Below are 23,260 nucleotides of genomic sequence, written 5' to 3' on the forward strand. Positions count from 1 at the left end.
GCTCGTCGGCCTGCTTATTGCGATGCCGGCACTGGCGCAGGACAGCGAGGAACCTGCGGAAGAGATCGTGCTCTCCGAAGGCTCGGGCGAAATCATCGAGAGCCATGGCTATTCCTATTACGGCGATCTGACCTATCCCGCCGATTACGAGCATTTCGACTACGTCAATCCCGATGCCCCGAAAGGCGGAGAGATCTCGCTATCCGCACTCGGCACCTTCGATTCCATGAACCCGTATTCGCGAAAGGGCCGTGCCGGGGCGCTGTCGACTGTGATGTACGAAAGCCTTCTGGGCGAGGGCACGGGCAACATACTGGCGCCTGCGGATGTCTACGGCGAGGGCTACGGCCTTCTGGCCGAACGCCTGGAATACCCCGAAAGCAAGGACTGGGTGATCTTTCACATGCGGCCCGAAGCGCGGTTCTCGGACGGCACGCCGGTCACCGCCCATGACATCGCCTTCAGCCACAACCTGCTGCTCGACCAGGGGCTCGAATCCTACGCCAAGGCGGTGCGCAAGCGCATCCCGAAGGTCGAGGTGATCGACGATCACACGATCAAGTTCTGGTTCACACCCGGCATCTCGCGGCGCAGCCTGATCGACCAGGTCGGTGGTGTGCCGGCATGGTCGAAGAAATGGTACGAGGAAAGCGGCGCGCGGCTCGACGAATCCCGGCTCGAGATCTCGCCGGGCTCCGGTCCTTACATGGTCGAAAGCGTCGATGTGAACCGCCGGATCGTCTACAAGCGCAATCCCGACTACTGGGGCAAGGACCTGCCGTTCAACAAGGGCCGCAACAACTTCGATCGCATCCGGATCGAGTATTTCGGCGACGAGAACTCGGCCTTCGAAGCCTTCAAGGCCGGCGAGTACACCTTCCGGACCGAGGGCAACTCGCGCCAGTGGGCTACGGCTTACGAATTCCCCAAGGTCCAGCAGGGTCAGGTCATCAAAACTGAGCTTCCGGACGGGGCTCCGCCGACGCCGTCGGGCATCGTTTTCAACCTCGGCCGCGAGGCGCTGCAGGACAAGCGCGTGCGCGAGGCGATCGCGCTGGGGTTCAACTTCGAATGGACCAACGAGTCGCTGCAATTCGGTCTTTTCAAGCCGCGCGCCTCGTTCTCGCAGGATACCGACCTGATGGCGACCGGGATGCCGGAAGGGCCGGAACTCGCCTTCCTGGAGTCCCTCGGCGATCTCGTGCCACCCGAATTGCTGACCGAGGAAGCGCGGATGCCGCATACCTCCGACCCCTCGCGGCTGCTTGATCGGCGCAACCGCCGCGCGGCCAAGCAGCTTTTCGAAGAGGCGGGCTGGACGGCGGGGTCCGACGGCCAGCTGCGCGATGCGAACGGCCAGACGATGCGCCTGACCTTCCTGCTGAACTCCGCCGGGTCTTCCACCCTTCGGGCCGTCGTGGAAAACTTCATCGCCAACCTGCAGGCGATGGGCGTGGATGCCGTTCTGGATGCGGTGGACGCCAGCCAGTACACCCTGCGTGAGCGCGACCGCGATTACGACATGGTCTACGACGCCTATGCCGCCTTCCTCGGCACCGGCACCGGGCTTGCCCAACGGTACGGGTCGGAGGCGGCCAGTTACTCGCTCTTCAACCCCGCCGGCCTCGCAAGCCCGCTGGTCGACGCCATCATCGAGGCGTCGCTGCAGGCGGAAAGCAGCGAAGAGGAGCAGGCGACCTTGCGCGCGCTCGACCGGGCGCTGCGGCACGAATTCTTCATGATCCCGACCTGGTACAACGACAGTCACTGGGTCGCCTACTACGATCAGTACGAGCATCCCGAGGAACTGCCCGCGTTTGCGCTCGGAGAGCTGGACTTCTGGTGGTACAACGAGGAAAAGGCCGAGGCGCTGCGGGCTTCGGGCGCGCTGCGGTAAGGTGCCAGGAAGGTAAAGACGGCCGATGGGCGCCTACATTCTCCGACGACTGCTGCTGATCGTTCCGACGCTTCTGGGCATCATGCTGATCAACTTCGCGCTGGTGCAGTTCGTGCCCGGCGGCCCGGTCGAACAGGCCATCGCGCGCCTGCAGGGCAGTGGCGACGTCTTCGAGGGCTTCGCCGGGGCCGGCAACGATGCGGGCAACAACCAGATGGCCGCGAACGAAAGCCAGTACGTCGGCGCGCGCGGCCTGCCGCCCGAATTCATCGAGGAGCTTGAGCGCGAGTTCGGCTTCGACAAGCCGCCCGTGGAACGCTTTTTCACGATGATGTGGAACTACATGCGTTTCGATTTCGGCGAGAGCTACTTCCGCTCCATCGGCGTCATCGACCTGATCAAGGAGAAGCTGCCGGTTTCCATCACGCTCGGTCTCTGGTCGACACTGATCGCCTATCTGGTCTCGATCCCGCTCGGTGTACGAAAGGCGGTCAAGGACGGGACGAGCTTCGATACCTGGACCTCGGGCGTGATCATCGCGGCCTATGCCATCCCCGGCTTTCTCTTCGCCATCCTGCTGCTGGTGCTCTTTGCGGGCGGGTCCTACTGGCAGATCTTCCCGCTGCGCGGCCTCACCTCCGACAACTGGGATCAGTTGAGCCTTCTGGGCAAGATCGGCGACTACTTCTGGCACATCACCCTGCCGGTCGTCGCCTCGACGATCTCGGCCTTCGCCACGCTGACGCTGCTGACCAAGAACAGCTTTCTCGACGAGATCAAAAAGCAATATGTGATGACCGCCCGCGCCAAGGGCCTGTCGGAATCCCGCGTGCTTTATGGCCATGTCTTCCGCAACGCGATGCTGATCGTGATTGCGGGCTTCCCGGCGGTCTTCATCGGCGTCTTCTTCGGCGGGTCGCTGATCATCGAGACGATCTTTTCGCTCGACGGTCTCGGCCGGCTCGGCTTCGAGGCGGCCGTGGCGCGCGACTATCCAATTGTCTTCGGCACGCTCTTCATCTTCGGCCTCATCGGCCTGCTTGTCGGGATACTGTCGGACCTGATGTATGTCTTCGTCGATCCGCGCATCGACTTCGAAAAGCGGGAGGGCTGAGATGGCGCAGGTCGATCTTCGCCCCGAACGCATGCCCGGCCAGGACGCGCCGCCGCCGGTCACCGAACCGCCCAAGACATGGCTCTCGCCGCTCAACCAGCGGCGCTGGCGCAACTTCAAGCGCAACCGACGCGCTTTCTGGTCGCTGTGGATCTTCGCCGTCCTTTTCGGGCTGTCGCTCTTTGCCGAGTTCATCGCCTACGACAAGCCGATCGTGGTGAACTATCGCGGCGAGTACTATTTCCCGATCTGGAACTTTTACCCCGAGACCGAGTTCGGCGGCGATTTCCAGACCGAGGCCGTGTACCGCGACCCGGAGGTGAAGTGCCTCATCGAAAGCGGCGGGCTCGACATTTGTTTCGATGATCCCGAAGGTGTCATCGAGGATGCGCAGGACGGCGTGGTCGAAGGCGAAGCGATCGAGAAGGGCTGGGCGATCTGGCCGCTTATCCCCTATTCCTACAACACCGCCGTCGACCGGCCCGGCGCGGCCCCGCTGCCGCCCAACGGCCAGAACCTGCTTGGGACCGACGGGACCAAGCGCGACGTGCTGGCCCGGGTGATCCACGGCTTCCGCCTGTCGATCCTCTTCACGCTGATGGTGACGGGCGCCTCGACGGTGATCGGCATCATCGCGGGCGCCGTGCAGGGCTTTTTCGGCGGCTGGCTCGACCTCGTGTTCCAGCGCATCATCGAGATCTGGTCCTCGACGCCTTCGCTATACGTCATCATCATCATGTTCGCGATCCTGGGGCGAAGTTTCTGGTTGCTCGTGATCCTGCTGGTGCTGTTTTCCTGGACCGGCCTTGTCGGTGTCGTGCGCGCCGAGTTCCTGCGCGCGCGCAACCTCGAATACGTCCGCGCGGCGCGGGCGCTGGGCGTCAGCAACATCACCATCATGTTCCGCCACATGCTGCCCAACGCGATGGTTGCCACGCTGACCATGCTGCCCTTCATCATCACCGGCACGATCTCGTCGCTGGCGGTGCTCGACTTCCTCGGCTTCGGCCTGCCGTCCTCGGCCCCGTCGCTGGGCGAACTGACGCTGCAGGCCAAGCAGAACCTGCAGGCGCCCTGGCTTGCCTTTACCGCGTTTTTTACCTTCGCGATCATGCTGTCGCTGCTGGTCTTCATCTTCGAAGGCATCCGCGATGCCTTCGACCCCAGAAAGACCTTCTCATGAGCCTGCTCGACGTGAAGGACCTCCACGTCCGCTTCCGGCAGGACGGCGCGGTGACCCACGCGGTCAAGGGTGTGAGCTTTACCGTCGACCGCGGCGAGACCGTTGCGCTGGTCGGCGAAAGCGGCTCGGGGAAATCGGTGTCGGCGCTCTCCACGGTGTCGCTGCTCGGCGACAGTGCCGAGGTGTCGGGCTCAGTGACCTTCGACGGCCAGCAGATGATCGGCGCCAGCGAGAAGCTGCTGCGCGACGTGCGCGGCAACGACATCAGCTTCATCTTCCAGGAGCCGATGACCTCGCTGAACCCGCTGCACACCATCGAGAAGCAGCTGTCGGAAAGCCTCGCGCTGCACCAGGGCCTGACCGGGCAGGCGGCGCGGGACCGAATCCTCGAACTGCTCGACAAGGTCGGCATCCAGGACGCCGAGTCGCGCCTGACCAGCTATCCGCACCAGCTTTCGGGTGGGCAGCGCCAGCGCGTGATGATCGCGATGGCACTGGCGAACAAACCCGACGTGCTGATCGCGGACGAGCCGACAACGGCGCTCGACGTGACGATCCAGGCGCAGATCCTCGACCTGCTGGGCGAGCTCAAGCAATCCGAGGGCATGGGGCTTTTGTTCATCACCCACGACCTCGGGATCGTGCGCCGCATCGCGGACCGGGTCTGCGTGATGCAGAAAGGCGAGATCGTCGAGACCGGACCGACCCACGAGATCTTCGACAACCCGCAGCACCCCTACACCCAGAAGCTGCTCAGCGCCGAGCCCTCGGGCCACCCCGAACCGGTCGCAAGCGACGCCGGGGTGATCGCCGAGACCCGTAACCTGCGGGTCTGGTTCCCGATCCAGAAAGGTCTGTTGCGCCGGACGGTGGGCCACGTGAAGGCGGTCAACGACGCCACAATCGACGTGCGCGCCGGGGAGACGCTGGGCATCGTCGGGGAAAGCGGGTCGGGCAAGACCACGATGGCGCTGGCGATCATGCGGCTGATCTCGTCGGACGGCGAAATCCGCTTTCTTGATCAGGACGTGCGCAAGTGGTCCACGCGTGAGTTGCGGCGCCGCCGGGCGGACATGCAGATCGTCTTCCAGGATCCGTTTGGATCGCTCTCGCCGCGCATGACATGCTTCCAGATCATTTCCGAGGGGCTCACCATCCACAAGGTCGACCCCGAGCGCGAGCCACGTGAGCTGGTGCGCGATGTCATGATCGAGGTCGGACTCGACCCGGCGACGATGGACCGCTACCCGCACGAGTTCTCGGGCGGCCAGCGTCAGCGCATCGCGATCGCGCGAGCGATGGTCCTGCGCCCGCGTCTGCTGGTACTGGACGAGCCGACCTCGGCGCTCGACATGACCGTGCAGGTGCAGATCGTCGACCTGCTGCGCCGCCTGCAGGAGAAATACGGGCTCGCCTATCTCTTCATCAGCCACGATCTCAAGGTTGTGCGGGCGATGTCGCACAAGGTCATCGTGATGAAGCGCGGCGATGTGGTCGAGTACGGTCCGGCCGATGCGCTCTACGAGAACCCGCGCACGGAGTACACGCGCACGCTGCTCAAGGCTGCCACCTGAGAGCAGTTGCCAACGCCCAGATTGGCGTGGTCATCGTGACAAGATAAGTCTATACAATTGGGCATGAGCGGACAGCGCCCGATCTACCGGACCGTCAAGAACGCCCTGCAGCACCGGATCGAAACTGGCGCGCTGCGGGTCGGCGACCAATTGCCAAGCGAAGAGGCCATTGCGCAGGAATTCGACTGCTCGCGCCTGACCGCGCACCGCGCCGTGCGCGAACTGGCGGCCGAAGGCTTTGTCGAGCGGCGCCGTCGTGCGGGCACAACGGTCCTGCCGCGCGAGCGCGGCGGCGTGTTGATCCGAATTCCACTGATCCGCGACGAGGTGGCCGCGGCTGGCAAGAGCTACCGCTACGAGTTGATCGACCTCAAGAGCGTCGCCGCCAGTGCCCGGGTCGCCTCCGATCTCGGGCTGGCGCAGGGCGACGAGGTTCTGGCCGTGCGCTGCCGGCATTGGGGCGACCGCACGGTCTGGCAGTACGAGGAGCGCTGGATCAACCCGGCGGCGGCGCCCGGCGTCCAGGACCAGTCCTTCCTGCGCACCAGCCCGAACCGCTGGCTGCTGACCCATGTGCCCTATTCGGACGTGACCCACGAGATCACGGCGGTCGCGGCGACGAAGGCACAGGCGGTGCGCCTCGGTCTCGCCATCGGTGCGCCGCTGCTTCAGACCCGGCGCGTCACCTCGCTGCACGGGACTGGCATCACCACCGTGACGCTGCTGCATCCGGGCGGCACCTACACGTTACGCTCCGGGCCTGCGCAGGATGGGACATCTGCATGAAATCGAAAGAGATCTTCGCGGAGACGGCCTTGTTGCCTAGCGGTTGGGCTCAGAACGTAAGTGTTTCGGTCGATCCGTCAGGCCGCATCGCCGAGGTGCGCAAAGATGCGCAGCCGGGGGCCTTTACCCACCGCGTTGGAGTTCTTCTGGCGGCTCCCGCGAACCTGCACAGCCATGCGTTTCAGCGCGCGATGGCCGGTTTCACCGAGACCCGCGGCAGCGGCGCGTCAGACAGCTTCTGGACCTGGCGACAGGTGATGTACCGCTTTCTCGAGCAATTGACTCCGGAGGATGTCGAGGCGATCACCGGCTTCGTGCAGATGGAGATGCTCGAGGCCGGCTATGCCGCCTCGGTCGAGTTCCACTACCTGCACCATCGGCCCGACGGAGAACCCTATGCCGACCTTGCGGAAATGTCCGGCCGGGTCTGCGCCGCGGCGGCGGATACCGGAATCGGGCTGACGCTGCTTCCGGTGCTCTACCAGTACGGCGGGATCGACCGGCGGCCGCTCGGTGCCGGGCAGGTGCGCTTCGGCAACGATCCGGACCGATACGCGCGTCTGCTCGAAGGGGCCGAGGCGGCGCTGACGGGTCTTCCGCCGGATGCGAGGATCGGGGTCGCGCCCCACAGCCTGCGCGCGGTCGACGCCGAAAGGCTGACATGGGCCTCAGAGCTTCGGCCCGACGCACCGCTGCACATGCACATCGCCGAGCAGGTGGCGGAGGTCGAGGAGATCCGACAGGCGACCGGCGCGCGGCCGGTGGACTGGCTGCTCGACACGCATGCGGTCGACGGGCGCTGGTGCCTGATCCATTGCACCCAGATGACCGAGGCCGAAACCGTGCGGCTGGCGACGAGCGGCGCAGTTGCGGGCCTTTGCCCGATCACAGAAAGCAGCCTCGGCGACGGGATCTTCAACGGCGAGAGCTATGTCGGACAGGGCGGTCGCTTCGGGATCGGGTCGGATTCCAACATCCGTATCTCGCTGTCCGAAGAGTTGCGCACGCTGGAGTACTCCCAGCGCCTCGCCAGCAGCCGGCGCGCGGTCTTCGCCGAAGCCGGCCGCAGCACCGGTCGGGTACTCTTCGAGGCCGCGCTGTCCGGGGGCGCGGCGGCCGCCGGACGCGATTGCGGTGCAATCGAAGCGGGTCGGGTCGCCGACCTGCTGAGCCTCGACGCTGAGGCGACCGGTCTGCTCGGGCGCGCGGGCGACCAGATCCTTGACAGCTGGATCTTCGCCGGTGACGACCGTCTGGTCCGTGATGTCTGGTCGGCGGGGCGCCATGTCGTGCGTGAGGGGCGACACGTCGCCCGAAACGGAATCGAGGCCCGTTACCGCCGCACGATCCGGTGCCTGACGGGCGCGATCTGAGCTGCCCGCCAGTCGCTTGACAGCGTCGCGGCGTGGATATTTATATATACAATAATACGTCTTTCGATCTTTCCGCCCGACCGGAGCCGCCGTGACCGCGCAACGAGTCCTTCTCAACCTCGCCCTTCCGGCCCCCGGTTACGCGGGCCCGGTGATCCGCGATGCGGGCATCGTCATCAAGGACGGACGCATCGCGGCGGCGGGTTCAGTCAGGGACCTCGACCTTCCCGAGGCGGCCGAGCAGCTCGACTGCGGCGGACGGCTGGCAACGCCCGCACTGGTCGATTGCCACACTCACCTCGTGCATGGCGGCGAACGCTCCGGCGAGTTCAGGATGCGGCTCGAAGGGCGCAGCTATGCCGAGATCGCGCGTGCGGGCGGCGGGATTCTCTCGACGGTCGCGGCGACACGCGCGCTCTCGGTCGACGAACTTGTCGAGACAGCGTTGCCGCGGCTCGACCACCTGCTGGCCGAAGGGGTCGGAACGGTCGAGATCAAGTCGGGTTATGGTCTTGAGGTCGAAGCTGAACTCGACATGCTGCGGGCCGCCCGTGCGCTGTCGGACCACATAAAGGTCCGTATCCGCACCAGCTGGCTCGCCGCACACGCGGTGCCGCCGGAGTACCGGGACCGACGGCAGGCCTACATCGACGAGGTGGTGATCGCCGGTCTGCGCGCCGCGCATGCCGAAGGGCTGGTCGACGCCGTTGACGGCTTTTGCGAGGGGATCGCCTTTTCGGTGGATGAAATGGCGCAGGTCTTCGAGGCGGCGACGGCGTTGGGCCTGCCGGTGAAGCTGCATGCCGAGCAGCTCTCGGACCTCGGCGGGGCGGCGCTGGCCGCGCGGCACGGCGCGTTGTCGGCGGATCACCTCGAATACCTCTCCGAAGCCGATGCCGCAGCGCTGGCAGAGGCCGGTACGGTGGCCGTCCTTCTGCCCGGGGCCTTCTACACGCTGCGCGAAACCCAGGCACCGCCGGTTGCCGCCCTGCGCAAAACCGGTGCGCGGATGGCGCTGGCCACGGACTGCAACCCGGGCAGTTCGCCGCTGACCTCGCTGCTGCTGGCGATGAACATGGGGGCCACGCTTTTCGGCCTCACGGTGCCGGAATGCCTTGAGGCGGTGACCGTCAACGCGGCGCGGGCGCTCGGACTTGAGGGCGAGGTGGGAACGCTGGCGCCCGGCGCTGCCGCCGATATCGCGATCTGGGACGTGGCGGACCCGGCCGAGCTGGTCTATCGCATCGGTTACAATCCGCTCTGGCGGCGCATTTACGAAGGTCAGGACGCATGAGCGTGACGTTGCAGCCCGGCCAGGTGACACTGGCTGATCTGGAACGGATCTACCGATCCGTCGAGCCGGTGCGGCTAAACCCGGATACCGCCGAAGGCATTCGGGCCGCCGCCGACGTGATATCGGGGATCGCCGCGGGCACGGCGGCGGTCTACGGCGTGAACACGGGCTTTGGCAAGCTCGCCTCGGTGCGTATTCCTGCCGCGGACACCGCAGCGCTGCAGCGCAACCTGATCCTCAGCCATTGCTGCGGTGTCGGCGACCCGCTGTCCGAGGATGTCACCCGGCTGATGATGGCGCTCAAGCTGATCTCGCTGGGCCGCGGCGCCTCCGGGGTCCGCCCGCTCGTGATCGCGCAGATCGAGGCGATGCTGGAGCGCGGCGTGCTGCCGGTGGTGCCGGGGCAGGGCTCGGTCGGGGCCTCTGGCGACCTCGCGCCGCTTGCGCATATGGCCGCGGCGATGCTGGGCGAGGGCGAGGCCATTATTGATGGACGCCGGATGCCGGCGCGCGAGGCGCTGGCCGCGGCGGGGCTCGCGCCCATTGAACTCGCCGCCAAGGAAGGCCTCGCGCTGATCAACGGCACCCAGACCTCGACCGCGTTGGCGCTGGCGGCGCTGTTTCGGGCGCATCGCATCTTCGTGGCCTCGGTCGCCGCGGGCGCGCTGTCGACCGATGCGGCGATGGGCAGCTCGGCTCCGTTCCATCCAGAGATCCATCGCCTGCGCGGCCATCGTGGCCAGATCGACACCGGCGCCGCCCTGCGGGCCCTTCTCGACGGCTCCGAGATCCGCCTCAGCCACCTCGACGGCGACGAGCGGGTGCAGGACCCGTATTGCATCCGCTGCCAGCCGCAGGTCGCCGGTGCCTGCCTCGACCTGATGCGCTCGGTTGCCGCCGTTCTCGAGATCGAGGCCAATGCCGTCACCGACAACCCTCTGGTGCTGTCGGACGGCACGACCGTGTCGGGCGGCAACTTCCACGCCGAACCGGTGGCCTTCGCCGCTGACCAGCTGGCGCTTGCCATCGCCGAGACCGGCGCGATCAGCCAGCGCCGCATTGCGCTTCTGGTCGACCCGGCGCTCAGTTTCGGCCTGCCCGCCTTTCTGACCCCGGCACCCGGGCTGAACTCGGGGCTGATGATCGCCGAAGTCACCTCGGCGGCGCTGATGAGCGAGAACAAGCAGCTCGCGCATCCCGCGAGCGTCGATTCGACCCCGACCTCGGCCAACCAGGAAGATCACGTGTCGATGGCCTGCCACGGCGCGCGGCGGCTATTGCGGATGACCCGCAACCTGTCGGTCATCGTCGGGGTGGAAATGATCAGCGCAGCACAGGGAGTGGCGCTGCGCGGACCGATGAAGACGTCCGCCCCCCTTCAGCAGGTGATCGCACGGTTGCGGCAGGAGGTGGCGGAACTGGCCGAGGACCGTTACATGGCGCCCGATCTGGAGGCGGCGGCGCGACTGGTCATGGACGGCGCCCTGACGGAGGTGCTGCCCGACGATTGCCTCGCGGGGCTTGCGCTGTGAGCGCGGTCGAGGTCTCGCGCGGCGACGGGCCGGTGGTCCTCGGCCTGCCGCATACCGGCACCTTCGTGCCGGACGACATCCGCCATCGGCTGAACGAGAACGGGCGCGGGCTGGCGGATACGGACTGGCACGTTCACGAGCTCTACGAGGGGCTTCTGGACGGCGTCACGACGGTTCGCACGCCGGTGCATCGCTACGTCATCGACTGCAACCGCGACCCGTCGCGCGCTTCGCTCTATCCGGGCATGAACACAACGGCCCTCGTCCCGGACACGGATTTCGACGGAAAGCCGATCTGGAAGCCGGGGGCGGAGCCGACCGAGGCCGATATCGCGCATCGACTGAACGATCACTTTTGGCCTTATCATGTCGCGCTCGAGGCCGAGTTGGCCCGGGTTCGCGAGCGTCACGGCGTCGTGATCTTGTACGATTGTCACTCGATTCGGGGCGATATTCCATTTCTCTTCGCCGGTCGCTTGACGGATCTCAACATCGGGACCGACTCCGGAAAGACCTGTGCGGAATTGGTGGAAAAGATCGTTATCCGGCACTGCAAGAGCTCCGATTACAGCTGCGTTCTGAACGGCCGCTTCAAGGGCGGCTGGACGACACGCCATTATGGCCGCCCGGCCGAAGACTGGCACGCCATCCAGATGGAAATCGCGCAGGCCGCCTACATGGACGAGACCCCACCCTGGACTTGGCGGCCGGAAAAGGCCGAACGACTGCGCACCCTGCTGCGCGCGATCCTGAGCGACCTGGCCGACCTGGCCCCGACCCTGAAAGGTGCCGCATGACCCTCAACCGCCATGAAGACCGTGTCGTAAAGCCCGCAACGGGAACGATATTGTCGGCCAAGAGCTGGCTGACCGAGGCACCGCTGCGGATGCTGATGAACAACCTGCACCCGGACGTGGCCGAGAACCCCAAGGAGTTGGTGGTCTATGGCGGCATCGGGCGCGCGGCGCGGGACTGGCAGAGTTTCGATCGCATCGTCGCGGCGCTGGAGGAACTCGAAGACGACGAGACCCTGCTGGTGCAATCCGGCAAGCCGGTGGGCGTTTTCCGTACTCACAAGGACGCCCCGCGGGTGCTGATCGCCAACTCGAATCTGGTGCCGCATTGGGCGAACTGGGACCATTTCAACGAACTCGACCGCAAGGGGCTGATGATGTACGGCCAGATGACGGCCGGGTCGTGGATCTACATCGGCAGCCAGGGGATCGTGCAGGGCACCTACGAGACCTTCGTCGAGGCCGGGCGCCAGCACTATGGCGGCGATCTCAGCGGACGCTGGATTCTGACCGGTGGCCTCGGCGGCATGGGCGGGGCGCAGCCTTTGGCGGCGGTCATGGCGGGCGCGAGTTGCCTCGCGGTCGAATGCAATCCCGAAAGCATCGCGTTTCGCCTGCGCACGCGTTATCTCGACGCGCAGGCCGAGACACTTGACGAGGCGCTCGAGATGATCGCGCGCTGGACCGAGGCGGGCGAGGCGAAATCGGTCGGTCTGCTGGGCAATGCCGCCGACGTGTTTCCCGAACTTTACGCCCGCGGCGTGCGCCCCGACATCGTGACCGATCAGACCTCGGCCCATGACCCGGTCAACGGCTACCTGCCGCAGGGCTGGACGCTGGAGCGCTGGAAGGCGTCGCGCGCGCAGGACCCGAAAGGCGTGGCCGAGGCCGCGCGGGCCTCGATGAAGGTGCAGGTCGCGGCGATGGTCGATTTCCACAAGGCGGGTGTGCCGACGGTCGATTACGGCAACAACATCCGGCAGGTGGCCTATGACGAGGGGCTGAAGGATGCCTTCGCCTTCCCCGGGTTCGTTCCGGCCTACGTGCGGCCACTTTTCTGTCGCGGCATCGGGCCGTTCCGCTGGGTGGCGCTGTCGGGCGATCCCGAGGACATCGCCCGCACCGATGCCAAGGTCAAGGAACTGACACCGGGCAACACGCATCTGCACAACTGGCTCGACATGGCGGCCGAGCGCATCGCCTTCCAGGGTCTGCCGGCGCGGATCTGCTGGGTCGGGCTCGGCGACCGGCATCGGCTGGGTCTGGCCTTCAACGAGATGGTGCGCAGCGGCGAATTGAAGGCCCCGGTGGTGATCGGCCGCGACCATCTCGATTCGGGCTCGGTTGCCTCGCCGAACCGCGAAACCGAGGCGATGCGGGACGGCTCGGACGCGGTGTCGGACTGGCCCTTGCTCAACGCGCTTCTCAACACGGCCTCCGGTGCCACGTGGGTGTCGCTGCATCACGGCGGCGGGGTCGGGATGGGGTTCAGCCAGCATTCAGGCGTGGTGATCTGCTGCGATGGGACCGAGGACGCGGACCGGCGCATCGAGCGGGTGCTCTGGAACGACCCGGCCAGCGGGGTGATGCGCCACGCCGACGCGGGCTATGACATCGCGCGCGACTGTGCCCGGGAACATGGGCTCGACCTGCCGGGCATCCTGTAGGACCGCGCGCCGCCGGCGACCTCACGGTTGTCGCGGCAGCGCGCGGTCCAGACCCGCCGAAAATTGACGGGTCGTTCGAGGGTGTCAGTGTGCCATGAGGACGGGAAGTTTCGCCTCCTGGAGCATGACCCGGGTCGTTCCACCGAGAAGTGCTTCCCGGAAGCGGGAGTGCCCGTAGGCGCCCATAACGATCATGTCGGCCCCGTTTTCCTGTGCGAACTGGTTAAGAGACGCACCAACGCTGCTGCCCGTCTTGGCCAGCACGCTGATCTCGCAATTGACCCCGTGCCGCGACAGCAACACGGCAAGTTGCCCGCCGGGATCCGATCCTTCGGGCCCGTGCCCGGGCGGATCGATGGCGGCGATGCGCACCTGCTTCGCGGCTTTCAGGAAGGGTAGGGCGACCCGGGTCGCGCGCAGCGCCTGGGCACTGAAGTTCCAGGCCACGACGATGGACTCGGGCAGCCGGAGTTCGGCGTCGCGCGGCAGGCAGAGGGTCGGGCAGGCGGCGTCGAACAGCAGTTCCTCGACGATACTGACGTTTTCGGGCGTCGCTCCGGGCCCGTAGGGCAGGGACGCCACGGCAAGGTCCGAGAATCGCGCGATCCGCGCCACCGGATTGCCGGTGTCGGGGCTGGTGACAACGCCGATGGAAGTGTTGGTTCGCAGTCCGGAGCGTTCGAGACGTTTCTCGACCGCCTCGCGGATCTTCTTGCCGCGCGACTGTGCCTGTTCCAGCGACGCCTGCAGCAGGGCCGCACCGACGCCGACCTCGTAATAGCTCGACAGGGCATGATCGATCCCGAGGCAGATCACCTCGAGATGCGCGTCGAGGTCACGCGCGAGCGATATCGCCTGTTCCAGCGAGGGCGGCGGATCGGCGGCGTCGGTGACGACGGTCAGGATGGATTTGAAACTCATGATCCCCTCCTCTCGGATGCGGGTGGCGGATGGCCGAGGATCCGCTTTGTGGTTTGCCTAGCATGTGACGCACGTGGCGGGCCTTGATGCAAATCAAGCGTTTGGCGGCAGCATAGCACGAAAAAACCCGGCGCCGTGGCGCCGGGTCTCGGTCGGTTGGGAGGGGAGTAAGCCGCCCGAGGTAATCAGGACGGTCCGACCATAAGGCACGTCATGTTGCGCGCGGCGAGGCGCCGGCAGGCAAGGTCCGCGGTTTCGCGGGTCATGCCGAGGAAATTCGCGTCGAAACCCGAGCTGCGCTTGACCACCTTGCGCAACGATCCGTCGAGCGTCGCCATCTCGGCCAGGGCCGTTGTCAGCAGCGCTTTCTCGGCCGCGTAGCGGCTGGGGTAGCTTCCGACGTTCACGCCCCATTGTCGGCCGCCGGAGGTCGAGATCCGGGTCACGACCTCGGGCTCTTCCTCGGCAAGCACCGTGGCCACGACGCTGCTCAGGTCGCTCGGACGCAGCTCGGGCCGGGGCGAGGCGAAGGACACCAGCGTTGCCGCGGGCCGGTCGCCCACGGTCTCGGCGACCGTGGCGACCTGCGCCGCGGCCAGCGCGGTCGCGATGTCGTCGGCCTGTACCACCTGTCCCGGCAGCGGGGCGTCCGGCACCGGCTCAGGTGGGGCGCTGGCGACCACGACCTGCGGTTCCGCCGATTGCGGGCGCAATTGCGGACGCTTGCTGGTGGTGACCGCGCCGGCAAGACGGATCGTCTTGCCCTGCGCGCCAGTGGTCATGCCGGTGGTGCCGGCGACCTCGCTCACGCGCGAGTAGTCCGGAGCCGCAGGCTTGCGCACGGCGACGCGGCTGGGCGCGGCGCGAAAGCCGAGATCCAGCAGTTCGGCCACCTTGGCGTTGCGATTTGCGCTCGACGTGCCGCCGAAGACGGTGGCGATAATGCGCTCGTCGCCACGTTCCGCCGAGGCCACGAGGTTGAACCCCGCGGCGCGGGTGTAGCCGGTCTTGATGCCGTCGGCGCCGCGGTAGGCGGCCAGCAGGCGGCGGTTGGTGTTCGGCACTTCCTTGATCCCGGCATAGGTCGAGCGGCGCGAGAACAGGTTGTAATACTGCGGGTAGTCGTAAAGCACGTGGCGTCCGAGGATCGTCATGTCACGCGCGGTCGACAGGTGCCCGTTCTCGGTCAGCCCGTGCGCGTTCTTGAACGTGGTCCGGGTCATGCCAAGCGCCTTGGCGGTGCGGTTCATGCGCCGGGCAAAGGCCGCCTCGGAGCCTTCCAGCGCCTCGCCGATGGCCGTCGCCGCATCGTTGGCCGACTTCACGGCGGCGGCGCGGACCAGGTAGCGGAACGCGATCTTCTGCCCCGAGCGCAGACCCAGTTTCGACGGCGGCTCGGACGCGGCGAACCTGGAAATGGTGACCTTCTGATCAAGCGAGATCTCGCCGCGTTCCACCGCCTCGAAGGCAATGTAGAGCGTCATCATCTTTGTGAGAGAGGCGGGGTGCAGCCGGGTGTCGGCGTTGCGCGAATGCAGCACTTCGCCACTGCGCGCGTCCACCACGTAGGCGGCATAGGGCGCGGCCAGTGCGCTGAGCGGAAGCACGACCATCATCCAGAATGCTGCGAAAAGAAATAGCCCTGTGCGGGCCGACTGCATGCGTCGCGCCTTCATGATTTCACCTGCCTCGTTCTGCCGCTGCCGCCGATTATCCCGGCTGACAATTAATTTTCGAAAAAGCTAGCACAGCGCCGGAAACCGATAAAGCGAGAGATTCAACGGCCTTGGCAAAAGCAGTTCACGTATTGCCGCCACATGTTGCGAGTCGTCGCAGGCGTATCCACAACTGCCAGCAAAACAGGGCGGTTATGCAATCCTGCGCGCGATGCAAGCGATGTGCAAAACTCTTGCCGGGCGTGGCGCAGGGGACACAGATAGCGCGCTGCCAGCACCTCCGGGTTTGGCAAAGTGGCGCTCAGACCGATCAGCCAAGGCGGTCGAGCAGTGCGGACAAGCCCGCAAGATCGCGAATTTCGGCAAAGCGCGGGTGCTCGGGAGGCTCGGCGTGTTCCACCGCCCAAGTCAGGTCATGCGGCACGTAGGCCCCCCAACCGCCGGCCGCGATCATCGGCAGGACGTCCGACCGCAGCGAATTGCCGACCATCAGCCCGCGCGCTGCGCCGTCGGCGTGGCGTGTGAAGATTTCGGCATAGACCGCGTCGGATTTCTCGGAAACGATCTCGACGCCGTCGAAAAGCTCGCCCAGCCCGGACTGGGCCAGCTTGCGTTCCTGGTCGAGCAGGTCGCCCTTGGTGATCAGCAGCACCTTGTGCGTCTCGCGCGCGGCTTCGACGGCCGTTCGGGCGTGCGGCAGCAGGTCGACGGGGTGCTCGAGCATCTCGCGCCCTGCCGCGAGCAATTCCGAGATCACGCGTGCCGAGACCCGTCCGCCTGTCACCTCGATGGCGGTTTCGATCATCGACAGGGTGAAGCCCTTGATGCCGAAACCGTAGTGCCCCAGATTGCGACGCTCGGCGGCCTCGAGCCGGGCAGTCAGGCTTTCTGGATCGGTGAAATCCGCGAGCAGCCCGGCAAAGCGTTCCTGTGTCAACTGGAAGTACCGCTCGTTGTGCCACAGCGTGTCATCGGCATCGAAACCGACGGTGGTGACGGATTGCGGCATGTGGCGGACCCCTTTTCTAAATATTCAGACAGGTTATATAGACGCGCAAGAGACTCGGCTTGTCTGGATGGGGAATCAGTAGCGGCGATGCGCGTGCAGGAGCACTTGATGGCGGAACGTTTCGGGGATGACGGGGACACGTCGATCCTGACGAAAACCAAGCCCAAGACCAAGCGCCCGCCGCTCTACAAGGTTCTGTTGCTGAATGACGACTTCACGCCGATGGAATTCGTTGTTCACGTCCTTGAACGGTTCTTCCACCTCAGCCACGCGCAGGCGTTCGAGATCATGCTGACGGTCCACAAGAAGGGTCTCGCCGTGGTCGGCGTGTTCAGCCACGAGATCGCCGAGACCAAGGTGGCGCAGGTGATGGATTTCGCCCGGCGCCACCAGCATCCGCTCCAGTGCACGATGGAAAAAGAAGAATAGGCAGGTGATCGACGCCCGCCTGACCATCGCCCTGTCCGGCGACGCATTGGCGTTGCCCGATGACGGCCGGATCGTTGCCTTCGAACCGCCGCGCGGGTCTGACCTGCCGGGCCTCGACCGCGATCGGCTGCTCGTGGTTCAGGACTCAAAGCTCGATTTTGACGACTTTTCCGCGCGCGGCTTCGACTGCGCCACCCAGGCCGAGGGGTCGTTTGCGACCGCGGTTGTCTGTCTGCCGCGCGCGCGGCGCGAGGCGCAGGCGCTGCTGGCCCGGGCGTTCGAACTGACCGACGGACCGGTCATCGTCGACGGGCAGAAGACCGACGGCATCGACGCCATGCTGCGGCAGGTCCGCAGGCGCGCGCGCGTCGAGGGACCGATCTCGAAGGCGCATGGCAAGCTCTTCTGGCTGCCTTCCGGCACCGGGGACCGGTTCGCCGACTGGGCCGCCGGCCCGGAACTGAGCTCCGGCGGGTTCTGGACCGCCCCGGGCGTGTTCTCTGCCGACGGCATCGACCCGGCCTCGGCGATGCTTGCCGACGCGCTGCCCGAGAAACTCGGGCCCGAGGTTGCTGACCTGGGCGCGGGCTGGGGCTTTCTGTCGGCCCACGTGCTGACCCGCGACAGCGTGCGCCGTGTGCACCTCGTTGAGGCCGGTCACATGGCCCTGCAGTGCGCCCAGCACAATCTCACGGACCCCCGCGCGGTGTTCCACTGGGCCGATGCCACGCGTTGGCAGGCGCCCGAGCGGATCGACACGGTGGTCATGAACCCGCCCTTTCACACCGACCGGGCCGCCGATCCGCGGCTCGGCCAGGCCTTTGTCGCCGCCGCGGCGCGTATTCTCGCACCACAGGGCCAGCTCTGGATGGTGGCCAACCGGCACCTGCCTTACGAGTCGACCTTGAAGGACCATTTTGCCATGGTGGCCGAGGCGGGCGGAGATTCGCGGTTCAAGCTCTTGCAGGCGGCGCGACCGGTACGGCGGCGCGGCTGAAGACACGGAAGGCGGGACATGTCCTTTTCGATCAGCGGCAAGACGGCGATCGTCACCGGCGCGGCGAACGGCATCGGACTCGCCATCGCGCGCCATTTCGTCGAGCGCGGCGCCAACGTGATGTGCGCCGACATGGACGAGAAGAAACTCGTCGAGGAATGGCGCGACCCGGCGCGGACCGAGGAGAACCTTGCCTATTTCGCCGGCGACCTGCGCCAGCGCCTGACCATCGCCAACCTGATCTCGGCCACGATCGACCAGTTCGATCAGGTCGACATTTTGGTCAACGCCTCGCGGCAGATGCTGACCACGGACCCGCTCGATGTCGAAGACACATCGGTCTCGCTGCTGATGGAGCAGAACGTGATGACCGCGCTGCAGCTGACCCAGCAGGTCGCGCGGCGCATGATCAAGCAGGGCGAAGGACAGGAAGAGGGGCAGGTCGGCTCGATCGTCAACCTGTCCTCGATCACCGCACATCACACCCGGCCGGAACTCATGGCGTTTTCGATGGCCTCCGCGGCGATGGAGCAGATGACCCGTTCGATGGCGCTGGTGCTGGCGCAGCACAGGATCCGCGTCAACGCCGTCGCTTTCGGGTCGGTGATGAGCAACTCGCTCAAGCTGTCGATGGCCGATCATTCCGAATGGCGCGACGACATCCGCAGCCACACGCCGCTGGGCCGGATCGCGGCACCCTCGGAACTGAGCGAGGCGGTTCAATTCCTGGCCGCCGAAAGCTCGGGCTTCGTGACCGGGCAGGTGATCACCATCGACGGCGGACGCTCGTTGCTCGATGCGGTCGCCGCCCCGGCGCATTGACGCGGCGCCCCTTTCCCTATCCGCCGCTTGGGCATAGAACGCCCCGAAACCCGCAGGAGCGATCATGAGCAGCGATTTCGACAGCGAAAAGACACGCGCCGCGGCGTGGTTCCGCGACCTCCGCGACGGCATCGTCGCGGCCTTCGAAGCGCTCGAGGAGACCCACGACGAAGGTCCGCTCTCGGAGGCGGCGACAGGCCGGTTCGAGGTCAGCCAAACCCGGCGCAAGAGCGAGGACGGATCGGACGCCGGCGGCGGTCTGATGAGCGTGATGCGCGGCGGCCGTGTGTTCGAGAAGGTCGGCGTCAACGTTTCGACCGTCTACGGCACGCTCGGGGCGCGCGCGCAGCAGGCGATGGCCGCGCGCAAGGGCATCCCCGGTATGGCCGAGGATCCGCGTTTCTGGGCCTCCGGGATCAGCCTTGTCGCGCATATGCAGAACCCGCATGTCCCGGCAGTCCATATGAACACGCGAATGTTCTGGACCCCGCATGCCTGGTGGTTCGGCGGCGGGTCCGACCTCAATCCCTGCATCGAGTATGACGAGGACACCGCGCATTTCCATGCCACTCAGCAGGCCCATCTCGACCCGCATGGCACCGCGCATTACCCGCGCCTCAAGAACTGGGCGGACGAGTATTTCTTCATCCCGCACCGTGGGCGCGCGCGGGGCGTCGGGGGCATCTTCATGGATGACCATTGCACCGGCGACTGGGAGGCTGATTTTGCGCTGACCCAGGACATCGGGCGGGCATTTCTGCCCGCCTACCTCCCGCTGGTCGAGAAGCGCCGGGGGCAGGCATGGGGCGATGCCGACAAGGACGCCCAGCTGGTGCACCGCGGGCTCTACGCGGAATACAACCTCGTCTACGATCGCGGCACGAAATTCGGGCTGGAAACCGGCCATGATGCCAATGCCGTTCTGATGAGCCTGCCGCCGCTGGCCAAATGGGTCTAAGCGCGCGGGCCTACCAGCCGGCCTCGACCAGCGCGGCGCGGTAGGACAGGCTGACGCGCATCTTCGGACCGTGACCGCGGTCATGCAGCAGGCGGTGCAGTTTCGGAAGCTGCCAGCAGGGCACGTGCATCACCATATGATGCTCGAGGTGGTAGTTGACCCAGTAGGGGGCGACCAGCGCGCGCTCGACAAGGCCGGCCTTCGTGGTGCGCACGTTCTGCAACGGATTGTCCGACTGTTCGGTGGCGCCGTGCTCGGCGATGTTGCGGATGCGCAGGACAAGCTGGAACCAGGTCAGGTAGGGCAGAAGCCAGAAGGCAAGGCCGTACCACCACTCTCCGGCCAGCCCCATCAGCAGCATGACAGCCGCGAAGACGGGCAGCGATTTCCACAGGTCGCGCGCCTTGAACGCTTGCGCGGCATCGCGGGTCGCGGCCTCGATGGCGTCGTCGTCTCCCGCCAGCCGCAGCGACATTGCGATCTGCGCGGCAAGCTGGCGGACTCCGGTTTGCCCGGTCAGGTCGCGCAGGAACTTGCGTTTCAGGCTCGCGCGCGACGTCGGGAACTTCGAGGACAGCACGAGATCGGGGTCGCGCTCGGTCTGGGTGTGGCGGTGATGTGTCAGGTGATAGTGCCGGTAGCTCGCCAGCTCGGCTAGGATCGGCCGCCCGCAGAGCCATTCGCCGGCGAACTCGTTGAGCTTGCGGTCCCGGAACAGCGCATTGTGTGCCGCCTCGTGCATCAGGATGGCAAGCCCCAGCTGGCGCGAGCCGATCAGCACGACGGCCAGAAGGAAGGTCAGCGGGTTGGGCCAGACCGCGAAGATCGCGACGGCCGCCGCGATCACGCCCCAGCAATGCAGGACCAGCCACGCCCCGGCAAGGTCCGAGCGCCGCGCAAGCGGGCGGATGTCGTCGCTGCTGAGGTAGGCCTTGCCCGGCGTCATGGTGGAATGCTTCCAGACGTGCCCGGCTTGCGTCAAGCAGGACGCCCCGTCACGTTCCGTGCCAGTCGAAGAATCCGTCGCCCGCTTTGGCGAGCAATTCATCGGCCAGGTCGGTTCCCATGTCCGGGCCCTCGGCGACCGGGCCACTGCGCGCGCCGGCGATGGCCTGCGACCCGTCCGGACGCAGCACCTCGCCGCGCAGGTGCAGACGGTCGCCCTCGAGCACGGCCAGTCCGGCGATCGGTGTCTCGCAGGATCCGTCGAGCCGGCGCAGGAAGGCGCGTTCGGCCTCGACGCGCTGTGCCGTGGGGCGGTCGTGGATCGCCGCCAGCATCTCGGCCACCCGGTCGTCGTCGCCCCGGCGTTCGATGCCGATCGCGCCTTGCGCGATGGCCGGCAGCATGTCCTCGGGATCGACTGGCGTGGCCGGTACGCCGTCCATGCCGAGACGGTTCAGGCCAGCGGTGGCGAGGAAGGTGCAGTCTGCCACCCCGTCGGCCAGCTTTTTCAGCCGCGTCTGCACGTTTCCGCGAAATTCGACGACCTCGAGGCCGGGACGGCGGTTCAACAGCTGCGCGCGGCGGCGCAGGCTCGAGGTGCCGACCACCGAGCCTGCCGGCAGGTCGGCGATGCGCGAATAACGTTGCGAGACGAAAGCGTCGCGCACGTCCTCGCGCGGAAGGTAGCAGTCGATCAGCAGGCCCTGCGGCTGCTCGGTCGGCATGTCCTTCATCGAGTGCACGGCAATGTCGATGCCACCGGCCAGGAGGCTGGCCTCGATCTCGCGGGTGAAAAGCCCCTTGCCGCCGATCTCCTTCAGCGGCCGGTCCTGGATCCTGTCGCCGGTCACCTTTATGACGACGATCTCGAAACACGCCCCCGGTAGGCCGAAGGCACCCGCGAGCCTGTCACGTGTCTCGTGGGCCTGGGCCAGTGCAAGCGGCGAGCCGCGGGTGCCGATCCGAAGCGGCTGGTCCGGTGTGGGAAGTGTCTCGGTCATGCGATCTTCCTTACGCGCCGGGTTCGGACGTGACAAGGCGACCGCTTGACATCGCTTGCGGGTCGGGAAACCAACGTGGGAACGAATGCGAGGAGCCTCATGACAAAGACCCTGTTGCGCGCGCTTGGCGGAGAAACCCTGGCGACCCCGCCGATCTGGATGATGCGGCAGGCCGGACGCTACCTGCCGGAGTACCGCGCCACGCGCGAGAAGGCGGGCGATTTCCTGTCCTTGTGCTACACGCCCGATCTTGCCGCCGAGGTGACGCTGCAACCGATCCGGCGCTACGGCTTCGACGCGGCGATCCTTTTTGCCGACATCCTGCTGGTCCCGCAGGCGCTGGGCGCCGAGCTGTGGTTCGTGACCGGCGAGGGGCCGCGGCTTTCGACGGTGACCGAACAGCGGGATTTCGACGCGCTGCGGCCTGCGGGCGAGGTACATGAGACGCTTTCGCCGGTCTACGAGACGCTGCGGATCCTGGCGCGCGAACTGCCCGACACGGTGACCCTGATCGGCTTTGCCGGCGCGCCCTGGACGGTGGCGACCTACATGATCGCCGGGCGCGGCACGCCCGACCAGGGTCCGGCACATGCGCTCAAAGACGGCAATTGTGTACTCTTCGAAGCGCTGCTGGAGCGGATCACGGCCGCGACCATCGAATACCTCTCGGCCCAGATCGAGGCCGGGGCGGAGGTGGTGAAGCTTTTCGACAGCTGGGCCGGATCGCTGAACGACGAAGACTTCCAGAAGTATGCGCTGGCACCCGCGCGCGAGATCACGGCAGCACTGAAGAAACGCCACCCCGGAATCCCCGTGATCGGTTTTCCACGCGGGGCGGACACGCGCTATGCCGGTTTCGCACAGGCGACCGGCGTCGATTGCGTGGCACTCGACAATGCGGTCGATGCGGATTGGGCGGCGGGGCATGTGCAAACGGATGGCTGCGTGCAGGGCAACCTCGCGCCCGAGCACCTCGTGACGGGCGGGCAGGCGCTTGTCGACGAGACCCGGCGTATCGTCGCAGCCTTCTCCGGCGGGCCGCACATCTTCAATCTGGGGCATGGCATCACACCCGACGCGGACCCCGACAACGTGGCGCGCATGATTGACGCAGTGAGAGATCGCTAGGGGGCATTTCTTGCCTTGACGCCCCGGTCCGGCTGGCATAGTCGGAGCGCCCATGACGGCGTGGTAGCTCAGTTGGTTAGAGCGAACGACTCATAATCGTTAGGTCGGGAGTTCAAGTCTCCCCCACGCCACCATCACCTTCTCTTCGCCCTGTTTTCCT

Annotated in this window: 20 protein-coding genes and 1 tRNA gene; 16 read left to right on the plus strand and 5 right to left on the minus strand. The window is 66.3% G+C overall.

Going from position 1 to position 23,260, the window contains the following annotated elements:
- Positions 1–22 precede the first annotated feature (22 nt).
- The 10 genes from R5H30_RS04595 to hutU all read left to right on the plus strand — a co-directional run bounded on the left by R5H30_RS04595 (position 23) and on the right by hutU (position 13,214).
- Complete coding sequence (locus R5H30_RS04595; protein ID WP_318327713.1) at positions 23–1,897, plus strand: extracellular solute-binding protein; 1,875 nt, start codon at positions 23–25, stop codon at positions 1,895–1,897.
- A gap of 25 nt (positions 1,898–1,922) precedes the next feature.
- Positions 1,923–3,011 (plus strand): microcin C ABC transporter permease YejB, encoded by a 1,089-nt coding sequence (locus tag R5H30_RS04600; protein WP_318326873.1) that lies wholly within the window; start codon positions 1,923–1,925, stop codon positions 3,009–3,011.
- A gap of 31 nt (positions 3,012–3,042) precedes the next feature.
- Positions 3,043–4,194 carry an ABC transporter permease gene (locus R5H30_RS04605; RefSeq protein ID WP_318327714.1) on the plus strand — a complete coding sequence of 384 codons (1,152 nt, stop codon included), beginning with the start codon at positions 3,043–3,045 and terminating at the stop codon, positions 4,192–4,194.
- Positions 4,191–5,768 carry an ABC transporter ATP-binding protein gene (locus R5H30_RS04610; RefSeq protein ID WP_318326874.1) on the plus strand — a complete coding sequence of 526 codons (1,578 nt, stop codon included), beginning with the start codon at positions 4,191–4,193 and terminating at the stop codon, positions 5,766–5,768. The genes R5H30_RS04605 and R5H30_RS04610 overlap by 4 nt, the downstream gene beginning before the upstream one ends.
- A gap of 63 nt (positions 5,769–5,831) precedes the next feature.
- Positions 5,832–6,554, plus strand: a complete 723-nt coding sequence (gene hutC, locus R5H30_RS04615) for a histidine utilization transcriptional repressor HutC (protein ID WP_318326875.1) — start codon at positions 5,832–5,834, stop codon at positions 6,552–6,554.
- Positions 6,551–7,927 carry a formimidoylglutamate deiminase gene (locus R5H30_RS04620; protein WP_318326876.1) on the plus strand — a complete coding sequence of 459 codons (1,377 nt, stop codon included), beginning with the start codon at positions 6,551–6,553 and terminating at the stop codon, positions 7,925–7,927. Before hutC ends, R5H30_RS04620 begins: the two co-directional genes overlap by 4 nt.
- A gap of 91 nt (positions 7,928–8,018) precedes the next feature.
- Positions 8,019–9,221 (plus strand): imidazolonepropionase, encoded by a 1,203-nt coding sequence (gene hutI, locus R5H30_RS04625; protein ID WP_318326877.1) that lies wholly within the window; start codon positions 8,019–8,021, stop codon positions 9,219–9,221.
- Positions 9,218–10,753 carry a histidine ammonia-lyase gene (gene hutH, locus R5H30_RS04630; protein WP_318326878.1) on the plus strand — a complete coding sequence of 512 codons (1,536 nt, stop codon included), beginning with the start codon at positions 9,218–9,220 and terminating at the stop codon, positions 10,751–10,753. Before hutI ends, hutH begins: the two co-directional genes overlap by 4 nt.
- The gene (gene hutG, locus R5H30_RS04635) at positions 10,750–11,550 is read left to right on the plus strand and encodes an N-formylglutamate deformylase (protein ID WP_318326879.1); all 801 of its coding nucleotides are present in this window, start codon (positions 10,750–10,752) and stop codon (positions 11,548–11,550) included. The genes hutH and hutG overlap by 4 nt, the downstream gene beginning before the upstream one ends.
- Positions 11,547–13,214, plus strand: coding sequence for a urocanate hydratase (gene hutU, locus R5H30_RS04640; RefSeq protein WP_318326880.1), 1,668 nt, complete (start codon positions 11,547–11,549; stop codon positions 13,212–13,214). The genes hutG and hutU overlap by 4 nt, the downstream gene beginning before the upstream one ends.
- An 84-nt stretch (positions 13,215–13,298) precedes the next feature.
- Here hutU and R5H30_RS04645 read toward each other — a convergent pair whose 3' ends face one another.
- The 3 genes from R5H30_RS04645 to R5H30_RS04655 form a co-directional block, all read right to left on the minus strand.
- On the minus strand, positions 13,299–14,135 hold the full coding sequence (locus R5H30_RS04645; RefSeq protein ID WP_318326881.1) for a universal stress protein: 837 nt from the start codon (positions 14,133–14,135) through the stop codon (positions 13,299–13,301).
- Positions 14,136–14,320: 185 nt separating this feature from the next.
- Positions 14,321–15,811, minus strand: a complete 1,491-nt coding sequence (locus R5H30_RS04650) for a D-alanyl-D-alanine carboxypeptidase family protein (RefSeq protein WP_318326882.1) — start codon at positions 15,809–15,811, stop codon at positions 14,321–14,323.
- Positions 15,812–16,121: 310 nt separating this feature from the next.
- A complete protein-coding gene (locus R5H30_RS04655; RefSeq protein ID WP_318326883.1) occupies positions 16,122–16,820 on the minus strand; it encodes an HAD family hydrolase in 699 nt (232 codons plus the stop codon).
- Positions 16,821–16,928: 108 nt separating this feature from the next.
- Here R5H30_RS04655 and clpS point away from each other — a divergent pair, with 108 nt between their 5' ends.
- The 4 genes from clpS (at position 16,929) to hemF (ending at position 20,026) form a co-directional block, all read left to right on the plus strand.
- Positions 16,929–17,249, plus strand: a complete 321-nt coding sequence (clpS, locus tag R5H30_RS04660; RefSeq protein ID WP_412105105.1) for an ATP-dependent Clp protease adapter ClpS — start codon at positions 16,929–16,931, stop codon at positions 17,247–17,249.
- Positions 17,250–17,253: 4 nt separating this feature from the next.
- Positions 17,254–18,246, plus strand: coding sequence for a class I SAM-dependent methyltransferase (locus R5H30_RS04665; RefSeq protein WP_318326886.1), 993 nt, complete (start codon positions 17,254–17,256; stop codon positions 18,244–18,246).
- Positions 18,247–18,264: 18 nt separating this feature from the next.
- Entirely contained in the window at positions 18,265–19,068 is an 804-nt protein-coding gene (locus R5H30_RS04670) for an SDR family NAD(P)-dependent oxidoreductase (protein WP_318326887.1), read from the plus strand.
- 64 nt (positions 19,069–19,132) lie between these two features.
- Complete coding sequence (gene hemF / locus R5H30_RS04675; RefSeq protein ID WP_318326888.1) at positions 19,133–20,026, plus strand: oxygen-dependent coproporphyrinogen oxidase; 894 nt, start codon at positions 19,133–19,135, stop codon at positions 20,024–20,026.
- 10 nt (positions 20,027–20,036) lie between these two features.
- Here hemF and R5H30_RS04680 read toward each other — a convergent pair whose 3' ends face one another.
- Together R5H30_RS04680 and hemC are read right to left on the minus strand one after the other, a co-directional pair.
- Positions 20,037–20,972 carry a fatty acid desaturase family protein gene (locus tag R5H30_RS04680; protein ID WP_318326889.1) on the minus strand — a complete coding sequence of 312 codons (936 nt, stop codon included), beginning with the start codon at positions 20,970–20,972 and terminating at the stop codon, positions 20,037–20,039.
- 49 nt (positions 20,973–21,021) lie between these two features.
- A complete protein-coding gene (hemC, locus tag R5H30_RS04685) occupies positions 21,022–21,972 on the minus strand; it encodes a hydroxymethylbilane synthase (RefSeq protein WP_318326890.1) in 951 nt (316 codons plus the stop codon).
- Between the two features lie 99 nt (positions 21,973–22,071).
- Here hemC and hemE point away from each other — a divergent pair, with 99 nt between their 5' ends.
- Together hemE and R5H30_RS04695 are read left to right on the plus strand one after the other, a co-directional pair.
- Positions 22,072–23,100 (plus strand): uroporphyrinogen decarboxylase, encoded by a 1,029-nt coding sequence (hemE, locus tag R5H30_RS04690; protein WP_318326891.1) that lies wholly within the window; start codon positions 22,072–22,074, stop codon positions 23,098–23,100.
- Positions 23,101–23,157: 57 nt separating this feature from the next.
- A tRNA-Met gene (locus R5H30_RS04695) sits at positions 23,158–23,234 on the plus strand.
- The last annotated feature ends 26 nt before the right edge of the window (positions 23,235–23,260 follow it).

Source organism: Roseobacter sp. FCG-D35, from assembly GCF_033436665.1.
Taxonomy (GTDB): Bacteria; Pseudomonadota; Alphaproteobacteria; order Rhodobacterales; family Rhodobacteraceae; genus JAWQFO01.